Annotated in this window: 13 protein-coding genes; all 13 read left to right on the top strand. The window is 38.9% G+C overall.

Annotated features, from left to right (window positions below):
- Positions 1–120: 120 nt before the first annotated feature.
- Positions 121–3,696 (top strand): DNA-directed RNA polymerase subunit beta, encoded by a 3,576-nt coding sequence (gene rpoB, locus QRN68_RS08755; protein ID WP_285396426.1) that lies wholly within the window; start codon positions 121–123, stop codon positions 3,694–3,696.
- A gap of 203 nt (positions 3,697–3,899) precedes the next feature.
- On the top strand, positions 3,900–7,586 hold the full coding sequence (gene rpoC, locus QRN68_RS08750; RefSeq protein WP_285396425.1) for a DNA-directed RNA polymerase subunit beta': 3,687 nt from the start codon (positions 3,900–3,902) through the stop codon (positions 7,584–7,586).
- 139 nt (positions 7,587–7,725) lie between these two features.
- The gene (locus tag QRN68_RS08745; protein ID WP_285396424.1) at positions 7,726–7,974 is read left to right on the top strand and encodes a ribosomal L7Ae/L30e/S12e/Gadd45 family protein; all 249 of its coding nucleotides are present in this window, start codon (positions 7,726–7,728) and stop codon (positions 7,972–7,974) included.
- 98 nt (positions 7,975–8,072) lie between these two features.
- Complete coding sequence (gene rpsL, locus QRN68_RS08740) at positions 8,073–8,492, top strand: 30S ribosomal protein S12 (RefSeq protein ID WP_008181595.1); 420 nt, start codon at positions 8,073–8,075, stop codon at positions 8,490–8,492.
- Positions 8,493–8,640: 148 nt separating this feature from the next.
- Positions 8,641–9,111 (top strand): 30S ribosomal protein S7, encoded by a 471-nt coding sequence (rpsG, locus tag QRN68_RS08735; RefSeq protein ID WP_024364378.1) that lies wholly within the window; start codon positions 8,641–8,643, stop codon positions 9,109–9,111.
- An 80-nt stretch (positions 9,112–9,191) separates the two neighbouring features.
- Positions 9,192–11,270, top strand: coding sequence for an elongation factor G (fusA, locus tag QRN68_RS08730; protein ID WP_285396422.1), 2,079 nt, complete (start codon positions 9,192–9,194; stop codon positions 11,268–11,270).
- Between the two features lie 139 nt (positions 11,271–11,409).
- On the top strand, positions 11,410–12,597 hold the full coding sequence (tuf, locus tag QRN68_RS08725; RefSeq protein ID WP_285396421.1) for an elongation factor Tu: 1,188 nt from the start codon (positions 11,410–11,412) through the stop codon (positions 12,595–12,597).
- A gap of 417 nt (positions 12,598–13,014) precedes the next feature.
- The gene (locus QRN68_RS08720; protein ID WP_285396452.1) at positions 13,015–13,698 is read left to right on the top strand and encodes a response regulator transcription factor; all 684 of its coding nucleotides are present in this window, start codon (positions 13,015–13,017) and stop codon (positions 13,696–13,698) included.
- A 6-nt stretch (positions 13,699–13,704) separates the two neighbouring features.
- The gene (locus QRN68_RS08715) at positions 13,705–14,721 is read left to right on the top strand and encodes a sensor histidine kinase (protein WP_285396451.1); all 1,017 of its coding nucleotides are present in this window, start codon (positions 13,705–13,707) and stop codon (positions 14,719–14,721) included.
- Between the two features lie 96 nt (positions 14,722–14,817).
- Entirely contained in the window at positions 14,818–15,579 is a 762-nt protein-coding gene (locus QRN68_RS08710) for an ABC transporter ATP-binding protein (RefSeq protein ID WP_285396420.1), read from the top strand.
- The gene (locus tag QRN68_RS08705; RefSeq protein WP_285396419.1) at positions 15,569–17,536 is read left to right on the top strand and encodes an FtsX-like permease family protein; all 1,968 of its coding nucleotides are present in this window, start codon (positions 15,569–15,571) and stop codon (positions 17,534–17,536) included. The genes QRN68_RS08710 and QRN68_RS08705 overlap by 11 nt, the downstream gene beginning before the upstream one ends.
- A 176-nt stretch (positions 17,537–17,712) precedes the next feature.
- On the top strand, positions 17,713–19,029 hold the full coding sequence (locus QRN68_RS08700) for a Na+/H+ antiporter family protein (protein ID WP_285396418.1): 1,317 nt from the start codon (positions 17,713–17,715) through the stop codon (positions 19,027–19,029).
- Between the two features lie 476 nt (positions 19,030–19,505).
- Positions 19,506–19,814 carry a 30S ribosomal protein S10 gene (gene rpsJ / locus QRN68_RS08695; RefSeq protein WP_004233624.1) on the top strand — a complete coding sequence of 103 codons (309 nt, stop codon included), beginning with the start codon at positions 19,506–19,508 and terminating at the stop codon, positions 19,812–19,814.
- The last annotated feature ends 4 nt before the right edge of the window (positions 19,815–19,818 follow it).

Raw genomic sequence — 19,818 nt, 5'->3', positions numbered from 1 at the left:
CCAAGATAAGTTTAGTTAACCGAAAATGAGATCTTTTTGAAGACTCGTTTTCTTTTTGTCTTTCGAAATCATACACTATTTGTATGATTTTGCAAAGACCTAATATCGCTTTATTGAGGGGTGAATGAGTTGACAGGTCAACTAGTTCAGTATGGACAACACCGCCAGCGTAGAAGCTTTGCGCGTATTAAAGAGGTGCTTGAGCTTCCAAATCTGATTGAGATTCAAACGGCGTCTTACGAGTGGTTCCTTGAAGAAGGTTTACGTGAAATGTTCCGTGACATTTCGCCGATCGAGGACTTTACAGGCAATCTTTCATTAGAATTTATCGATTATTCATTAGGTGATCCTAAGTATGATGTCGATGAGTGTAAAGAGCGAGATGTTACTTACGCAGCTCCTTTACGTGTGAAAGTACGTCTTTACAACAAAGAAACAGACGAAGTGAAAGAACAAGATGTCTTCATGGGTGACTTCCCATTAATGACAGAGACAGGTACGTTCATTATCAATGGTGCTGAACGTGTTATCGTTTCACAATTAGTTCGTTCACCGAGTGTGTATTTCCATGATAAAACTGATAAAAACGGTAAAAAAGGTTTTGGAGCTACAGTTATTCCGAACCGCGGTGCATGGTTAGAATATGAAACTGACGCGAAAGACGTAGTATATGTACGTATTGATCGTACGCGTAAGCTTCCAGCAACAGTGCTACTTCGTGCATTAGGTTTCGGTTCAGACCAAGAAATTATCGATATTATCGGTGACAACGAGTATTTACGTAACACGTTAGAAAAGGATAACTCTGAAAGTACAGAAAAAGCACTTTTAGAAATCTATGAACGTTTACGTCCAGGTGAGCCACCAACAGTTGAAAGTGCGAAGAGCTTATTATACTCTCGTTTCTTTGATGCGAAACGCTATGATTTAGCGAATGTTGGTCGCTACAAAATGAATAAAAAGCTTCATATCAAAAATCGTTTATTTAACCAAACGATTGCTGAAACGCTTGTAGACCCAGAAACAGGCGAAATTTTAGTAGAGAAAGGTACAGTTCTTGACCGTCGTACTTTAGATAAAATCTTACCGTATCTAGAAGATTCATCAAAAGCAATCGGTTACCGCACTTTATCACAAGTAGGTGGAGTGCTTGAGGATGATGTAACAATTCAGTCTATTAAAATTTATGCACCAAAAGATGAAGCGCAAAAAGAAATCAATATTATTAGTAATGCATACATCGATGAAGAAGTGAAGAATATTACACCTGCTGACGTATTATCTTCAGTAAGTTATTTCTTCAACTTACTTTACCAAGTAGGGGCAACAGATGATATCGACCACTTAGGTAACCGTCGTCTACGCTCTGTTGGTGAGCTGTTACAAAACCAATTCCGTATCGGTTTATCTCGTATGGAACGTGTAGTACGTGAGCGTATGTCTATTAACGATACAGCTGCTATCGTACCACAACAATTAATTAATATTCGTCCAGTAATTGCGTCAATTAAAGAGTTCTTCGGTAGCTCTCAGTTATCACAATTCATGGACCAAACAAACCCATTGGCAGAATTAACACATAAACGTCGTCTTTCTGCATTAGGGCCTGGTGGTTTAACACGTGAGCGTGCAGGTTTCGAAGTACGTGACGTTCACTATTCTCACTATGGTCGTATGTGTCCTATCGAGACACCAGAGGGTCCAAACATTGGTTTAATCAACTCATTATCTTCATTTGCCAAAGTAAATAAATTTGGATTCATTGAAACACCTTATCGTCGTATTGACCATGAGACAGGTAGAGTAACGGATCAAATTGATTATTTAACAGCTGACGAAGAAGATAACTACTATGTAGCACAAGCGAACTCACTGTTAAATCCTGATGGTTCATTTGCTAAAGAAGAGGTAGTAGGTCGTTTCCGTGGGGATAATACAGTATTCAATAAAGCACAAATGGACTACATGGACGTTTCACCTAAACAAGTAGTTTCGGCTGCGACTGCATGTATCCCGTTCTTAGAGAACGATGACTCGAACCGTGCACTTATGGGTGCCAACATGCAACGTCAAGCAGTTCCTCTTCTTAACCCAGAAGCACCATTCGTTGGTACTGGTATGGAACACGTTGATGCGCGTGACTCTGGTGCGGCTGTAGTAGCGAAATATGATGGTATTGTTGAGCATGTAGAAGCTCGCTCTATCCATGTTCGCCGAATTGAAGTCGTTGATGGTAAAGAAGTTAAAGGCGATTTAACAAAATATAAATTACAAAAATTCATTCGTTCTAACCAAGGTACTTCATACAACCAACGTCCACTTGTAAAAGTTGGCGAACGTGTGAAACCTCGTGACATTTTAGCAGATGGTCCATCTATGGAAAATGGTGAACTTGCTCTTGGTCGTAACGTACTTGTTGCGTTCATGACTTGGAACGGCTTTAACTATGAGGATGCTGTTATCATGAGCGAACGCCTTGTAAAAGACGATGTTTATACATCTGTTCATATTGAAGAATATGAATCAGAGTCTCGTGATACAAAATTAGGACCTGAAGAAATCACTCGCGATATTCCAAACGTTGGGGAAGATGCACTTCGTAACTTAGACGAACGTGGTATCATCCGCATCGGTGCAGAAGTACGTGACGGTGACATTCTTGTAGGTAAAGTAACACCTAAAGGAGTTACAGAATTAACTGCTGAAGAACGTCTATTACATGCTATCTTCGGTGAAAAAGCTCGTGAAGTTCGTGATACTTCATTACGTGTACCACACGGTGCTGGCGGTATTATTCTTGACGTGAAAGTATTTAACCGTGAAGATGGCGATGAATTACCACCAGGTGTTAACCAATTAGTTCGTGCTTACATTGTTCAAAAGCGTAAAATTCGCGTTGGGGACAAAATGGCCGGACGTCATGGTAACAAAGGGGTTATCTCTCGTATCTTACCGGAAGAGGATATGCCATTCATGCCAGACGGAACTCCTGTCGATATCATGTTAAACCCACTTGGCGTACCTTCTCGTATGAACATCGGACAAGTTTTAGAGCTACACTTAGGTATGGCTTCTCGTTACTTAGGTATTCATATGGCAACTCCAGTATTTGATGGTGCCAACGAGGAAGACGTTTGGGAAACGATGGAAGAAGCAGGTATGAACCGTGATGGTAAAACAATCCTGTATGATGGACGTTCAGGTGAACCATTTGATAACCGCGTATCAGTAGGGATCATGTACATGATCAAACTTGCTCACATGGTTGATGATAAACTTCACGCACGTTCAACTGGTCCTTACTCACTTGTTACACAACAACCACTTGGTGGTAAAGCACAGTTCGGTGGACAACGTTTTGGTGAGATGGAGGTATGGGCACTTGAAGCATACGGTGCTGCTTACACACTTCAAGAAATCTTAACAGTTAAATCCGACGACGTTGTTGGTCGTGTGAAAACATACGAAGCAATTGTTAAAGGTGAAAGTGTACCTGAGCCAGGCGTTCCTGAATCATTCAAAGTATTGATTAAAGAACTTCAATCTCTTGGTATGGATGTGAAGATGTTAACAGTCAATGATGAAGAGGTAGAGCTTCGCGACTTAGACGAGGAAGATGAACTTCAACCAGCTGATGCTCTTAACATTGCACCACAGCAAGATAAAGAAGAAGAGCCAGTAGAGTCTTTTGAATAATGGATAACCGAAATTCACAGCTTTTGTGAATAAGGTCAAACTTATTTTTCAAACTAGCCGGGCAGGATTTAACGCCCTGCCCGGCTTTTTCAATAAATCATTCTATTTTTAATCCGTTGTTAAAGAGGTATTTCTTTACAAACGATTATCGAGCTGCGTAAAAGAGTCTTTATAAAGACCTATACTAGAGGGAGGTAGGCTCCTTGATAGACGTTAATGAATTTGAATATATGAAAATTGGTTTAGCTTCTCCTGACAAGATCCGTTCTTGGTCATACGGTGAAGTTAAAAAACCTGAAACAATTAACTATCGTACTTTAAAACCAGAAAAAGATGGTTTATTCTGTGAGCGTATTTTCGGTCCAACTAAGGACTGGGAGTGTCATTGTGGTAAATACAAACGTGTACGCTATAAAGGCGTAGTTTGTGATCGTTGTGGAGTTGAAGTAACACGCGCTAAAGTTCGTCGTGAACGTATGGGTCACATCGAATTAGCAGCACCAGTATCTCATATCTGGTACTTCAAAGGTATTCCTAGCCGTATGGGTCTTATTTTAGATATGTCCCCACGTGCACTAGAAGAAGTAATTTACTTTGCTTCTTACGTTGTAATCGAGCCAGGTGCTACAAACTTAGAAAGTAAACAACTACTTTCTGAAAAAGAGTACCGTGCATATCGCGAAAAATTCGGCAACACTTTCGAAGCATCTATGGGTGCGGAAGCGATTAAAAGATTATTAGGCAAAATTGATCTTGAAGATGAAACTCAATCTTTAAAAGAAGAGTTAAAATCAGCACAAGGTCAACGTCGTACACGTGCCATTAAACGTCTTGAAGTTGTTGAATCATTCCGTAACTCAGGTAACTCTCCTGAATGGATGATTTTAGATGTACTACCGGTTATTCCACCAGAGCTTCGTCCGATGGTGCAATTAGATGGTGGCCGTTTCGCAACTTCTGACTTAAACGATTTATATCGTCGTGTAATCAACCGTAATAACCGTTTAAAACGTTTACTAGACCTTGGTGCTCCAAGTATCATCGTACAAAACGAAAAACGTATGTTACAAGAAGCTGTTGATGCATTAATTGATAACGGTCGTCGTGGTCGTCCTGTAACAGGTCCTGGTAACCGTCCATTAAAATCACTTTCACATATGCTGAAAGGTAAACAAGGTCGTTTCCGTCAAAACTTACTTGGTAAACGTGTTGACTACTCAGGTCGTTCGGTTATCGTAGTAGGTCCAAACTTAAAAATGTACCAATGTGGTCTACCGAAAGAAATGGCAATTGAGCTGTTCAAGCCTTTCGTGATGAAAGAGTTAGTAGAACGCGGTCTTGCGCATAATATTAAATCTGCTAAACGTAAAATCGAGCGTTTAAACAACGACGTATGGGACGTTTTAGAAGATGTAATTCGTGAGCATCCAGTATTACTTAACCGTGCACCAACGCTTCACCGTCTTGGTATTCAGGCCTTTGAACCAACATTAGTTGAAGGTCGTGCTATTCGTCTTCACCCATTAGTATGTACAGCTTATAACGCTGACTTCGATGGTGACCAAATGGCGGTTCACGTACCATTATCAGCAGAAGCACAAGCAGAAGCTCGTCTTCTAATGCTTGCAGCACAAAATATCCTGAACCCGAAAGACGGTAAACCAGTTGTAACACCATCTCAAGATATGGTATTAGGAAACTACTACTTAACACTTGAGCGTGAAGCAGCTCGCGGCGAAGGAACAATTTTCTATGGACCAAACGAAGTATTAATTGCATATGACACAGGTCATGTTCATTTGCATACTCGTATTGCGATTAAAGCAAGCTCGTTAAACAACCCAACATTCACTGAAGAACAAAATAATATGTTCCTATTAACGACTGTTGGTAAAGTAATCTTTAATGAAATTTTACCAAAATCATTCCCATTCATTAACGAGCCAACTGATTTCAACTTAGAGCAAGAAACACCAGACAAATACTTTGTTAACTTAACAATTGATGAAGAAACGTTAAAAGAGCTTGAGGCAGATGCTACTTATAATGGGCTTGATGAAAAAGGTAAAGTTGAAGCACAACGTACAGCTGTACTTCGCAAACATTTTGCATCAGTACCAGTTGTAAACCCATTCCGTAAAAAATTCTTAGGTAATATCATTGCTGAAGTATTTAAACGTTTCCACATCACTGAAACATCTAAAATGCTTGACCGCATGAAGAACCTAGGATTCAAATATTCAACACGTGCTGGTATCACTGTAGGTGTATCTGACATCGTCGTATTACCAGATAAAGGCGAAATTTTAGCGGTAGCTCAAGAAAAAGTAGATAAAGTTCAAGCGCAATTCCGTCGTGGTTTCATCACGGAAGATGAGCGTTATGATCGCGTTATCTCAAGCTGGAGTGCTGCGAAAGATGAAATTCAAGCTAAGCTGATGAAGTCGCTTGAGAAAACAAACCCAATCTTTATGATGTCTGACTCAGGTGCCCGTGGTAACGCATCTAACTTTACACAGTTAGCTGGTATGCGTGGTCTGATGGCCAACCCGGCTGGTCGTATCATCGAACTTCCAATTAAATCTTCATTCCGTGAAGGTTTAACGGTATTAGAGTACTTCATCTCAACTCACGGTGCTCGTAAAGGTCTTGCCGATACAGCCCTAAAAACTGCCGATTCAGGTTACTTAACACGTCGTCTTGTTGACGTTGCACAAGATGTTATCGTTCGTGAGGATGACTGTGGAACTGACCGCGGTTTAACAATCGGTGCGTTAATGGAAGGCACAGAGCTAATTGAAGCGTTAGATGAACGTATTATCGGTCGTCATACGAAGAAAACAATCTTGCATCCAGAAACAGGCGAAGTAATTTTAGAAAAAGACGGTTTAATCGACCAAGATATCGCTCGTACAGTTATCGAGCTTGGTATCGAGGAAGTAACAATCCGTTCAGCATTCACATGTAATACAAAACATGGCGTATGTAAAAAATGTTACGGCATGAACTTAGCAACAGGTGAAGAGGTTGAAGTTGGAGAAGCAGTTGGTATTATTGCGGCTCAATCAATCGGTGAACCAGGTACACAGTTAACAATGCGTACATTCCATACAGGTGGGGTTGCCGGGGATGATATTACACAAGGTCTTCCACGTATCCAAGAGATTTTTGAAGCACGTAATCCTAAAGGTCAATCAGTTATTTCTGATATCGCAGGTACTGTTTCAGACATCACTGAAATCCGTGAAGGTCTAAAAGAAATTACAATTGAAGGTGACGTAGAAACTCGTAAATACCCAGCACCTTACAATGCTCGTCTGAAAGTACAAGAAGGCGACTTTGTAGAACGCGGTCAAGTATTAACAGAAGGTTCTATCGATCCAAAACAATTGTTAAAAGTTAAAGACGTTTCAACAGTTCAAGAGTACCTGTTAAAAGAAGTACAAAAAGTATACCGTATGCAAGGGGTAGAAATTGGAGATAAACATATCGAGGTAATGGTTCGCCAAATGCTTCGTAAAGTACGTGTAATTGAAGCTGGTGATACAGAATTATTACCAGGCTCATTACTAGATATCCACCAATTCTCAGAAGCAAATGCAGATGCTGTGTTAAATGGCAAAAACCCTGCAACTTGTCGTCCTGTCATTCTTGGTATTACAAAAGCTTCTCTTGAAACAGAATCATTCTTATCTGCTGCATCATTCCAAGAAACAACACGCGTGTTGACAGATGCAGCCATTAAAGGTAAACGTGACGAGCTTCTAGGATTAAAAGAGAACGTAATTATCGGTAAACTTGTTCCTGCAGGTACTGGTATGCAACGTTATCGTCAAATCCGTATCGAAAAAGATGAGCTTGACACAGATGAGCTAATTTCTGCTGAATAATCATTAAATAAGTGCCGGAGAGATGTTTTTTCATCATCTCTTCGGGCTTTTTAAAGAATATTAGTTGACAGTCGAAATTGGTAATGATAATATATTGAAGGTTGATAGTTAACTGTTCTGTACTTTGGAGGATATGAAAATGTCTTATGATAGAGTAAGGGCAAGTCAAACAATCATAGGTACAAAGCAAGCAGTAAAAGCAATGCGCGATGGTTCAGTGAAAGAACTTTTTGTGGCACTTGACGCAGACAATTGGGTAACCGATTTGGCCATTACTTTCGCGAGAGAAATCGGTGTGCCAGTTATTCTTGTTGAGTCCAAAAAGGAACTGGGCAAGACCTGTGGAATCCACGTTGGAGCAGCGGTTGTTGCTATTGCTGTAGAGTAGTTTTTGTGTATAAAACACAAAGACTTTGTTTTTACCCAAAAAATGAACCACCTGGATGTGTGGTATTAACAAGGAATAAATGAAGGGAGGAAATACCGATGCCTACAATTAACCAATTAGTACGTAAGCCTCGTCAATCTAAAAGCACGAAATCAAAATCACCAGCGTTAAACAAAGGATATAACTCATTTAAAAAATCTTTAACTGATGTTAAATCTCCACAAAAACGTGGTGTTTGTACTCGTGTAGGTACAATGACACCTCGTAAACCAAACTCAGCGTTACGTAAATACGCTCGTGTTCGTTTAACTAACCAAATTGAGGTTACAGCTTATATCCCAGGTGAAGGCCACAACTTACAAGAGCACAGTGTTGTTCTTATCCGTGGCGGACGCGTAAAAGACTTAGCGGGTGTTCGTTACCATATCGTACGTGGAGCTCTTGATACAGCTGGTGTAAACGGTCGTTTACAATCACGTTCTAAATACGGAACAAAACGCCCTAAAGAAAAAAAATAATATAACACTATATAGTGTTTCTAAATAATGAGCCTCATGTAGGTGTGACAAATTTCAAATCTTGCTAGCAGATTTGAAATTTGAGTAACAACTACGATAAGGCAACTTTATAAAATAAATCGATATCTATTCGAAAGGAGGAAAACACATGCCTCGTAAAGGTCCTGTTTCCAAACGTGACGTGTTACCAGATCCAATTTATAATTCAAAACTAGTAACTCGTTTAATCAATAAAATGATGGTTGATGGTAAAAGAGGTACTTCTCAAAAGATTTTATACGGTGCGTTCGAATTAGTTAAAGAACGTTCTGGTGAAAATCCAATTGAAGTATTCGAAGCTGCTCTAAACAACGTAATGCCAGTTCTTGAAGTACGTGCTCGCCGTGTTGGTGGTTCTAACTACCAAGTACCAGTTGAAGTACGTCCAGAACGTCGTACAACTTTAGGTCTTCGTTACCTAGTTAACTATTCTCGTCTTCGTGGTGAAAAAACTATGGAAGAGCGTTTAGCTAACGAAATCCTAGATGCTTCAAACAACACTGGTGCATCAGTTAAGAAACGTGAAGATATGCACAAAATGGCAGAAGCGAACAAAGCATTCGCTCACTACCGTTGGTAATTTAACCTATGTGTTAGTTAACTGGCTAACACAAGGTCTTTTATACAGTCTTTACCCCAATATGGAAGGAGAAATTTCCTATGAAACGCGAATTCTCACTTGAGAATACTCGTAATATTGGGATCATGGCTCACATTGATGCTGGTAAAACAACAACAACTGAGCGTATCCTTTATTACACTGGTAAGATTCACAAAATCGGTGAAACTCATGAAGGCGCTTCTCAAATGGACTGGATGGAGCAAGAGCAAGAACGTGGTATTACAATCACTTCTGCTGCAACAACAGCCCAATGGGCAGGTCACCGTGTAAACATCATCGATACTCCTGGACACGTAGACTTCACTGTAGAAGTAGAACGTTCATTACGCGTACTTGACGGTGCTGTAACAGTACTAGATGCTCAATCTGGTGTTGAGCCTCAAACTGAAACTGTATGGCGTCAAGCTACAACATACGGTGTTCCACGTATTGTATTCATTAACAAAATGGATAAAACAGGAGCAGATTTCTTATATTCTGTAGGAACTCTACATGAGCGTTTACAAGCAAACGCTCACCCTGTCCAATTACCTATCGGAGCTGAAGATGAGTTCTCTGCAATCATCGACTTAGTTGAAATGAAAGCTACTTTCTACGGCGACGAAAAAGGTACAGCAGTAACTGAAGGAGAAATTCCTGCAGAATACCGCGAACAAGCTGAAGAATACCGTGAAAAATTAATCGACGCTGTTGCAAGTGTTGATGAAGATATCATGGAAAAATATTTAGAAGGCGAAGAAATTACTGTTGCTGAACTTAAAGCGGCTATCCGTCGTGCTACGATCGCAGTAGAATTCTACCCAGTAATCTGTGGTACAGCATTCAAACACAAAGGTGTACGCCCAATGTTAAATGCAGTTATCGATTACTTACCATCTCCAGTTGATGTACCAGCAATCAAAGGTACTTCAGTTGATGGTGACGAAGAGTTAGAACGTAAATCTTCTGATGATGAGCCATTCTCAGCTCTTGCATTCAAAGTTATGACTGACCCATTCGTAGGTAAATTAACTTTCTTCCGTGTGTACTCTGGAACATTAGATTCAGGTTCATACGTACAAAACTCTTCTAAAGGTAAACGTGAGCGTGTAGGTCGTATCCTACAAATGCACGCTAACTCTCGTGAAGAGATTTCTAAAGTATTCGCTGGGGACATCGCAGCAGCAGTAGGTCTTAAAGATACTACTACTGGTGATACTCTATGTGACGAGAAAAACCTAGTTATTCTTGAATCAATGGAGTTCCCTGAGCCAGTAATTTCTCTTTCTGTAGAACCAAAATCAAAAGCTGACCAAGATAAAATGGGGCAAGCTTTACAAAAACTTCAAGAAGAGGATCCAACTTTCCGTGCTCACACTGACACAGAAACTGGACAAACAATCATCTCAGGTATGGGTGAGCTTCACCTTGATATCTTAGTTGACCGTATGCGCCGTGAATTTAAAGTAGAAGCTAACGTAGGTGCTCCAATGGTATCTTACCGTGAAACATTCCGTGGCTCTGCAAAAGTTCAAGGTAAATTCACTCGCCAATCTGGTGGTCGTGGACAATACGGAGACGTAACGATTGAGTTCTCTCCAAATGAAGAAGGTAAAGGCTTTGAATTCGAAAACGCTATCGTTGGTGGTGTAGTACCTCGTGAATACATTCCTGCAGTAGAAGCTGGTCTTCGTGACTCTCTTGACCGCGGTGTAGTAGCTGGTTACCCACTAATCGACATTAAAGCGAAATTAGTATTCGGTTCTTACCATGACGTTGACTCGAATGAGATGGCGTTCAAAATTGCTGCATCTATGGCTCTTAAAGAAGCTGCTAAACAATGTGATGCAGTTATCTTAGAACCAATGATGAAAGTAGAAGTTGTAATTCCAGAAGAATACCTTGGTGATATCATGGGTAACATTACTTCTCGTCGCGGACGCGTTGAGGGTATGGAAGCTCGCGGTAACTCACAAGTTGTTCGTGCAATGGTTCCTTTATCGGAAATGTTTGGTTATGCAACAACTCTTCGTTCAGCAACACAAGGTCGTGGTGTATTCTCAATGACATTTGATCATTATGAAGAAGTACCAAAATCAATCGCTGCTGAAATCATCAAAAAAAATAAAGGTGAATAATTGAAATTTCATCTTGCATAAAGTATAACTAATTTGTAAGCTATGATTGTGGTATGGTGGATGGGCCCGTTCGCCATCAGCAATCATTCTATAAATTCAAAAAAAATATAAACATATAATTTTGAGGAGGCAATCTCTAATGGCTAAAGAAAAATTTGACCGTTCAAAAACGCATGCTAACATTGGTACAATCGGACACGTTGACCATGGTAAAACTACTTTAACTGCTGCAATCGCTACAGTTCTTTCTAAAAAAATGGGTGGTACAGCTAAATCTTACGCTGACATCGATAACGCTCCAGAAGAAAAAGAGCGTGGTATCACAATCAATACTTCTCACGTAGAATACGAAACAGCTACTCGTCACTATGCACACGTTGACTGCCCAGGACACGCTGACTATGTTAAAAACATGATCACTGGTGCTGCACAAATGGACGGCGGTATCTTAGTAGTATCTGCTGCTGATGGCCCAATGCCACAAACTCGTGAACACATCCTTTTATCTCGTCAAGTAGGTGTTCCATACTTAGTAGTATTCATGAACAAATGTGATATGGTTGACGACGAAGAATTATTAGAATTAGTAGAAATGGAAATCCGTGACCTACTATCTGAATATGACTTCCCAGGTGACGATCTTCCTGTAATCAAAGGTTCTGCTCTTAAAGCTCTTGAAGGCGAAGCAGAATGGGAAGAAAAAATCGTTGAATTAATGGACGCTGTAGATGCTTACATCCCAACTCCAGAACGTCAAACTGACAAACCATTCATGATGCCAGTTGAGGACGTATTCTCAATCACTGGTCGTGGTACAGTTGCAACTGGCCGTGTTGAACGTGGTCAAGTTAAAGTTGGTGACGTAGTTGATATCATCGGTATCGCTGAAGAAGCTAAATCTACAACTGTAACTGGTGTAGAAATGTTCCGTAAATTATTAGACTATGCTGAAGCTGGTGACAACATCGGTGCTTTACTTCGTGGTGTAGCTCGTGAAGAAATCCAACGTGGTCAAGTATTAGCTAAACCAGGCTCAATCACTCCACACACTAACTTCAAAGCTGAAGTTTACGTTTTATCAAAAGAAGAGGGTGGCCGTCATACTCCATTCTTCTCTAACTACCGTCCTCAGTTCTACTTCCGTACAACTGACGTAACAGGTATCTGTAACTTACCAGAAGGCGTTGAAATGGTAATGCCTGGTGATAACATCGAAATGACAGTAGAACTTATCGCTCCAATCGCTCTTGAAGAAGGTACTAAATTCTCTATCCGTGAGGGTGGCCGTACTGTAGGCGCTGGCGTAGTTGCTTCTATCCAAAAATAATTTTAGCGCAAGCTAATTTTTCAAAACCAATCTGTAGGGACGCTTACAGATTGGTTTTTTATGTTAAAATAAATAAAGAACATTGGATAATCTTATTTAAATTAGATTATTTTATGTATACATAATAGGTGAAATACCAAAAAAAGCAGAAATAACTCAACGCGCTAAATGTAAGAATAAAATTTTTCTATACGATGTAGCCGGAAATGAAAGTGAGTGCCAGAGATTAAAATTTTTGGCTCATCACCATAAGTTGTGGATGCTATTTGTTGGAACGTATGCTAAATATGCTGATTGAAGTGGAGACTGGACGCCCCTAGGAAAGCGCCCAGTCGGAACGGAAATCAATCCCACGTTATGGTGTGAAACTATTTAATACATATAAACATTTCATGGAAGGAGAATTTGCAAATGGAGATGAAAATATTGCTGATAGAAGATGATCCATCAATTTTTGAAATGATTCAGACGCGTTTTGCACAATGGACTCTTCAAGTTGTTGGTCCGAAAGATTTCCAAAAGGTGATGGATGATTTTATTGAGGAAAAGCCACAGCTTGTATTGATTGACATTCAGCTACCAGCCTATGATGGCTTTCATTGGTGTCGTGAAATTCGGCATATTTCAAAGGTGCCAATTCTCTTTCTATCGTCACGGGACCATCCAATGGATATGGTGATGGCAATGCAAATGGGCGCTGATGATTTCATACAGAAACCCTTCAATATGGACGTACTACTTGCAAAGGTACAGGCCATCTTACGTCGTACATATGATTATGTAGAAGAGTCGATGGATGTCACACGTTTTAACGGTGCAGTTATTGACTATGCACGAAGTGAAATTATGTTTGAAGGACAGCTTGTTTCCTTAACTAAGAATGAGCTTTTTATTTTACGTATTTTAGTGGAGAAGTCTAATCAAATTGTTTCTAGAGATGATTTAATGAGAAAGTTATGGGACGATGAGCGTTTTGTTAATGATAATACCTTATCTGTAAACGTAAATAGATTACGTGCAAAGCTTGAGGATATTGGTTTACAGGATGTTATTTTAACAAAAAAGGGACTTGGTTATATGGCAGTAACGCAGGGGACGTGAGTGAAAATGCTACTTTTATTTTTAAAAGAACGCCTTGCATGGATAGGCTTTTTTGTATTTACAATTGTTATTCTTAACGTTTTATTTACTTTAGATGCTGGGTTAATTGGAGTTTCAATTGGATACGTGAATGTTTGTTTGCTTGTTAGTTTTATAGCTTTTCTTATTTGGCGATATGTAGTTGAAGTAGGGCAGTTAAAGGATTTCCTAGGAAATGTAGACAGCCAGCTTGATGACACACACAGTAGAAACTTAGCGTTATCACCTTTTCAAGCTGCATATTTTACAAAGATTGAAGATGTCTTTAACGATAAGGATACGGAGTTAAATCAAGCAAAAGTACAGCTACAGGAATATACAGATGAGCTCTTGGCCTGGGTTCATGAAGTAAAAGCACCATTAACTTCAATTAATTTAATGTTAGATCATATAGAAGATTTGACATTACGTCGTAAATTAGAAGCTGAGTGGTTAAGACTACATTTATTGGTTGATCAGCAGCTACATCAAACACGTTTTTCTTCGATTGAAAAAGATAATTATATGGCAGTCATCGAGCTAAGAACGGTTGTCTATAAGGAAATAAGAGCTATGCAAGCATGGTGTATTGAAAAAGGTATCGGTTTTGATGTTGGTGAGTTAACGGAGACAGTGCTGACGGATGGTAAATGGCTAGCTTTTATCGTTCGACAAATTTTATCCAACGCGATTAAATATAGTCCTGCAAATTCGGAAGTGTTGATATTTACGGAGGTAGATCCGATGGGCGCAACTTTATTACATATAAAAGATGCAGGTATTGGTATTAGTAAGGAGGATTTGCCTCGAATTTTTCAAAAGTCGTATACTGGAACAGCTGGAAGGGAATCTGCACAGTCAACAGGCATGGGTTTGTATTTAGCTCATAATGTAGCTCAGAAGATAGGTGTTCGTATTAGTGTACAATCAATTGTAGATGAAGGCTCAATATTTACCTTACGTTTTCCGTTACAAAATGAATATGTCAAACTAACAGGTAGATGACGAAATTGTCACCTACCTTTTTATATTGTCATGTAAAACGCACGAATTGACGAAGGAGACAGGGTACACTTGATATAAAGAAAGGGGCGTTTACAAGTGGCAGTTTTAATTGGTCGTAAAGTAAAAAAAGTATATGGAAAAAAATCAACAGCTCAAGAGGTTTTAAAGGGCATTGATTTAGAAGTGAATAAAGGTGAATTTGTCGGTATTATGGGACCATCAGGCTCAGGAAAAACAACACTTTTAAACGTTTTGTGTTCAATTGACTTTGCAACAGAAGGTGTCATTGAAATAAATGGTCAAAACCTACGTGGTATGAAGGAGAAGGCGCTGGCTAATTTCCGCCGTGAGCAATTAGGATTCGTATTCCAAGATTATAATTTATTAGATACGTTAACAGTAAAAGAAAATATTCTATTACCATTAGCTATTGGAAAGTTACCGAAGGCTGTTGCGGAGAGTCGTTTAAATGAACTTACACACTTATTAGGTATTACCGATATTTTAAATAAATACCCAAACGAAATATCAGGTGGTCAAAAGCAACGTACATCGGCAGCTCGTGCACTTATTACAAATCCATCGCTTGTATTTGCTGATGAGCCTACAGGCGCACTTGATTCAAAATCGGCTACTGCACTTTTAAAAAACCTACAAAGTATTAATGAGACAAAAAAAGCAACGATTATGATGGTTACGCATGATGCGGTGGCTGCAAGTTTTTGTACACGCGTATTATTTTTAAAGGACGGACTCATTTATAGTGAGCTATATAAAGGGGATAAAACGAGACAGGCATTTTTCCAAGAGATCATGCATACGCAAAGTGTGCTAGGTGGTGACGGTTATGAGTCTTAGTAAACTCGTGTTACGCAGCATGAAGAAAAATATGAAGCACTATTATTTATATTTCTTCGCACTTATTTTTAGTGTTACTTTATATTTTTCCTTTGTGACATTGCAAAATAACCCTGAGGTGCTAGCTACTGTACAGAAGAGCGGTACAGCCACAGCGGGCTTTGAAGCAGCAACATATATGTTGTACTTTATTATTTTGTTTTTCGTACTATATGCAAACCATTTATTTATGAAGCGTCGCAGTAAGGAAATAGGCTTGTATCAGCTGATAGGGATGACAAAGGGGCTTATCGTACGCTTATTGGCGGTAGAAAGTATCTTATTATTTGTAGGCGCGGTCGTTTTAGGTATACTTGCAGGGTTCTTTAGTTCACGCTTATTCGCAATGATTTTACTGCGCTTACTAGAAAAAGAGGCACTTGTGACAATGACATTTAGTACAGAGGCATTACAGCAGTCTATCGTAGTATTTGCCATTCTACTAGTAATTGTACTTGTGCAAATGGCTTGGATGATTTATCGCGTATCATTACTATCGTTATTTAGTGCTGCAAAGCAAGCCGATGAGCGTGTAAAACGCTTTAGCCCATTACAAATGGCTATTGGTTTTTTGGGACTTGTACTAATTGCATATGGTTACTATGCATCAACTAAGCTCTTCGATATTAACTCTTATGATTTAGGACTTAATATGATTATTATTTTAGCAACTACCATTGGCGGAACATTCCTTGTTTTCCGTTTCTCTGTCGCATTTATAATGAATTCAATTCGTCTAAAGAAAAATGGACATTTGTCTGTACATGATGTACTCGCATTAACACCAATTATGCATCGTATGAAAAGTAATGCAAAATCATTAACGCTTATAACTGTTTTAACAGGTGTATCACTTGGTATTACAACTTTAGCATATATAGCGTATTATTCATCGGAATCCTCGGCATATAGCCAAGTACCTGGTGATTATGTTTATCTTGAAGATAATGGTCAGGAGTTTTTAAAGAAGTTAGAGGAAAATAATATTGCTTTTGATAAAAAAGATTATCGGTTACAGAGTGTTTCAGCTCCACTTTCACAGTTATTATCTGAAGACCCACAAAATTCAGGTAATCCATTTGCCAGTATGGTAGGAACCGTGTATACGACTCCGCTTTCAGATTATCAACAAATTGTTCCTGAAGCTTTTGTTTCGGGTAAAGATGTAATTATAACAAACTATGGTGGCTATATGGCAGAGATGTTTCCGCTTGAAAAGGAGCGTGATATAGTTGTCACTACAGGAAGTCCAGAGGCATATAAGGAGGAAACATTTCATGTTAAGGAAGTTCGACATGAAAGTATTATAAGTGGTACTGTGACTTCTGGACCTGGGGGGCCAATTTTCGTAGTTCCGGATGCATTGTTTGAAAAATTAGCTGTTCATGCAAATTATTCTCAATGGCATAAACAAACATCTATTAATCTAAAGGATAAAAGTGATTTAGCTCTAGCGGAGAAATTATATATACAAACAGGTGCAGGAGTAATAAATAACTATACACTACTGTCCTATGAAGAAGAACGTAAGGAGAATATCGAAACATTAGGAATAACGATATTTACAACAGCATTTTTAGGCTTAGCATTTTTAATGACAACAGGTAGTATTTTATACTTTAAACAAATGTCTGAGGCTGAAGAGGAGCGAGCTTCTTATACGATATTAAGAAAGATTGGCTTCGCTGAAAAAGATATTATGAAAGGTATATATATGAAACAAGCCTTTAACTTCGGTGTTCCATTAATAATAGGGCTACTCCATAGTTATTTCGCTGTTAAGTCAGGATGGTTTTTATTCGGCTCAGAATTAACCGTACCATTATGGATTGCAATGAGCTGCTATATAGCTTTATATGCTATCTTCGCTGTACTTTCTATTGGATATTATAAAAAAGTCATTCGCGAATCATTATAACAGTTAAATAGGAAGGACTTAAAAAACAGTGTGATGATTTAAAAGTCATACTGTTTTTTTATGTTGTGTGAATCAGGGAATTTCTCGTAGGGATATAAAAACATCTTGACTTTCAATTATCAGACCATTAAAGTTTAATCTGTTAGTAATCTAGTGTACGAAAGTGAAGTGTCGAAATGAACGCAGTAATTGTGGCAGTAGCTGTCATGTTAATATTAAGCTTGCTCCGTATCAATGTTGTACTTTCTCTAGTATTGGGGGCCTTTGTAGGGGGCTTAACAAGCGGCATGGGTATTGAAGCAACTGTACAATCATTTACGGAAGGATTAGGAGCAGGTGCAACGATTGCTTTAAGTTATGGCTTACTTGGTGGTTTCGCTATTGCCATTTCAAAAACAGGAATCCCAGAATTAATGATTGCAGGTATTTTAAAGATATTAAATAAAAACGGTGAAAGTAATCGAAAAAGTTTAGTAAAGGTTTTAATCTTCTTACTGATCTTTATGATGTCTATTTTCTCACAAAACTTAATTCCAATTCATATAGCCTTTATTCCATTACTGATTCCTCCAATCTTAAAGGTTTTAAATATGCTAGAGGTTGACCGACGATTTATTGCAACATTAATTGCTGTCGGTTTAATAGGAACATATAGTTTCGTCCCTGCTGGCTTCGGAGCTATTTTCCAAGATATCGTTTCTACACAAGTATCTGAAGCTGGTATGGAGGTATCTTCACGTGATGTACCAGTAGCGATGGCTATACCCGTTCTAGGGATGCTGATTGGATTATGTGTAGCATTTTTCGTTTATCGAAAACCTCGACAATATGAAAATAATGATGTTGAAACAGAGTCTTTAAATGTTAATGTCAGTAAGTTTGTTATTGTTTCAACGGCGGCGGCTTTAATTGTATCTTTAGTTGCACAAATTTATACTGATTCGATGATTGTTGGTGCTTTTACAGGGATTATGATTATGTATTTTACAGGCTCGCTTAATTGGAAAGAGGCAGATGAAGTTCTTTCTGAAGGAATGAAAATGATGGCCTTTATTGGTTTTGTTATGATCGCTGCAAATGGGTTTGCATCTGTTATTAATGCCACAGGTGATGTAGATAGCTTAATTACTAACTCATTAGCAATTCTTCAAGGGAATAAGAGTCTAGCTGTATTTATTATGTTGGTTATTGGTTTAATCGTAACGATGGGGATCGGTTCATCGTTTGCAACAGTACCTATTATTGCGACCTTATTCGTACCCCTTGCACAAGGATTAGGATTGAGTCCTTTGGCGATTATTTGTCTAATAGGTACAGCGGGTGCTTTAGGCGATGCAGGCTCTCCTGCTTCAGACTCTACGCTTGGACCAACTGCAGGTTTAAATGTAGATGGACAGCATAATCACATTTGGGATACATGTGTGCCAACGTTCTTATTCATTAACATCCCACTTATTATTTTTGGTTGGATTGCATGTGTATTCTTCTTATAAAGATATAGAAAGAGCGGTTTCTAATATTAGAGACTGCTTTTTTTGTTAAAGAAACGATAGATTATTAATTAAGGCATAAACTAAGGACGTAATTTTCATCGAGGATAAAGCGCTACATCCTCGAAGTGAGATCATCGGCGATTTAGCAAACTCGTTCTTGGATCGACTAATTGTTTGAAATGTTCGAAAACGTTGATATCACAGCCTTAAGTGTTGCAATGTGCATAGAAATTTTATATACTAATAAACGGCTTAGATAAGCGAGAAATATAAAGTAGTATGAATACCTGCAACATTTAAAAGAATTTAGCGAAAAGACTTGCTTATTCTTTTTTTATTGTATATAATGTTGAATGTTGGTCTTTGACTGCGATGAAGCGAGAGGTTGCCGACACACCCGGCCGCTTTGCCATGGCGGTGTGTTGGAAAATTTTCGTGGAGAATGTCTAGAAAATAGGCGAGAAGGAGGGAAAATAATGGCAAAACAAAAGATTCGTATTCGTTTAAAAGCGTATGATCACCGTATTTTAGATCAGTCTGCTGAGAAAATTGTGGAAACTGCAAAACGTTCAGGTGCAAGTGTATCAGGTCCGATTCCACTTCCAACTGAGAAGTCTGTGTACACAATTCTTCGTGCCGTTCACAAGTATAAAGATTCTCGTGAACAATTCGAAATGCGTACGCATAAACGTCTGATCGATATCGTTAACCCAACACCACAAACTGTTGATGCGTTAATGAAACTTGATTTACCATCTGGCGTTGATATCGAAATCAAACTTTAATGGT

Origin of the sequence: Lysinibacillus sp. fls2-241-R2A-57 (genome assembly GCF_030209535.1) — a bacterium.
Classification (GTDB): domain Bacteria; phylum Bacillota; class Bacilli; order Bacillales_A; family Planococcaceae; genus Lysinibacillus.
The sequence above is the reverse complement of the archived record's forward strand: the minus strand, read 5'-3'. Positions and strand labels throughout refer to the sequence as shown.

Excerpts from the sequence above, each read along its gene's own strand:
- rpsL (WP_008181595.1), top strand. The coding sequence starts at position 8,073 with ATGCCTACAATTAACCAATTAGTACGTAAGCCTCGTCAATCTAAAAGC.
- rpsJ (WP_004233624.1), top strand. The coding sequence starts at position 19,506 with ATGGCAAAACAAAAGATTCGTATTCGTTTAAAAGCGTATGATCACCGT.
- QRN68_RS08700 (WP_285396418.1), top strand. The coding sequence starts at position 17,713 with ATGAACGCAGTAATTGTGGCAGTAGCTGTCATGTTAATATTAAGCTTG.
- QRN68_RS08745 (WP_285396424.1), top strand. The coding sequence starts at position 7,726 with ATGTCTTATGATAGAGTAAGGGCAAGTCAAACAATCATAGGTACAAAG.
- tuf (WP_285396421.1), top strand. The coding sequence starts at position 11,410 with ATGGCTAAAGAAAAATTTGACCGTTCAAAAACGCATGCTAACATTGGT.
- QRN68_RS08705 (WP_285396419.1), top strand. The coding sequence starts at position 15,569 with ATGAGTCTTAGTAAACTCGTGTTACGCAGCATGAAGAAAAATATGAAG.
- QRN68_RS08715 (WP_285396451.1), top strand. The coding sequence starts at position 13,705 with ATGCTACTTTTATTTTTAAAAGAACGCCTTGCATGGATAGGCTTTTTT.
- rpsG (WP_024364378.1), top strand. The coding sequence starts at position 8,641 with ATGCCTCGTAAAGGTCCTGTTTCCAAACGTGACGTGTTACCAGATCCA.
- fusA (WP_285396422.1), top strand. The coding sequence starts at position 9,192 with ATGAAACGCGAATTCTCACTTGAGAATACTCGTAATATTGGGATCATG.
- QRN68_RS08720 (WP_285396452.1), top strand. The coding sequence starts at position 13,015 with ATGAAAATATTGCTGATAGAAGATGATCCATCAATTTTTGAAATGATT.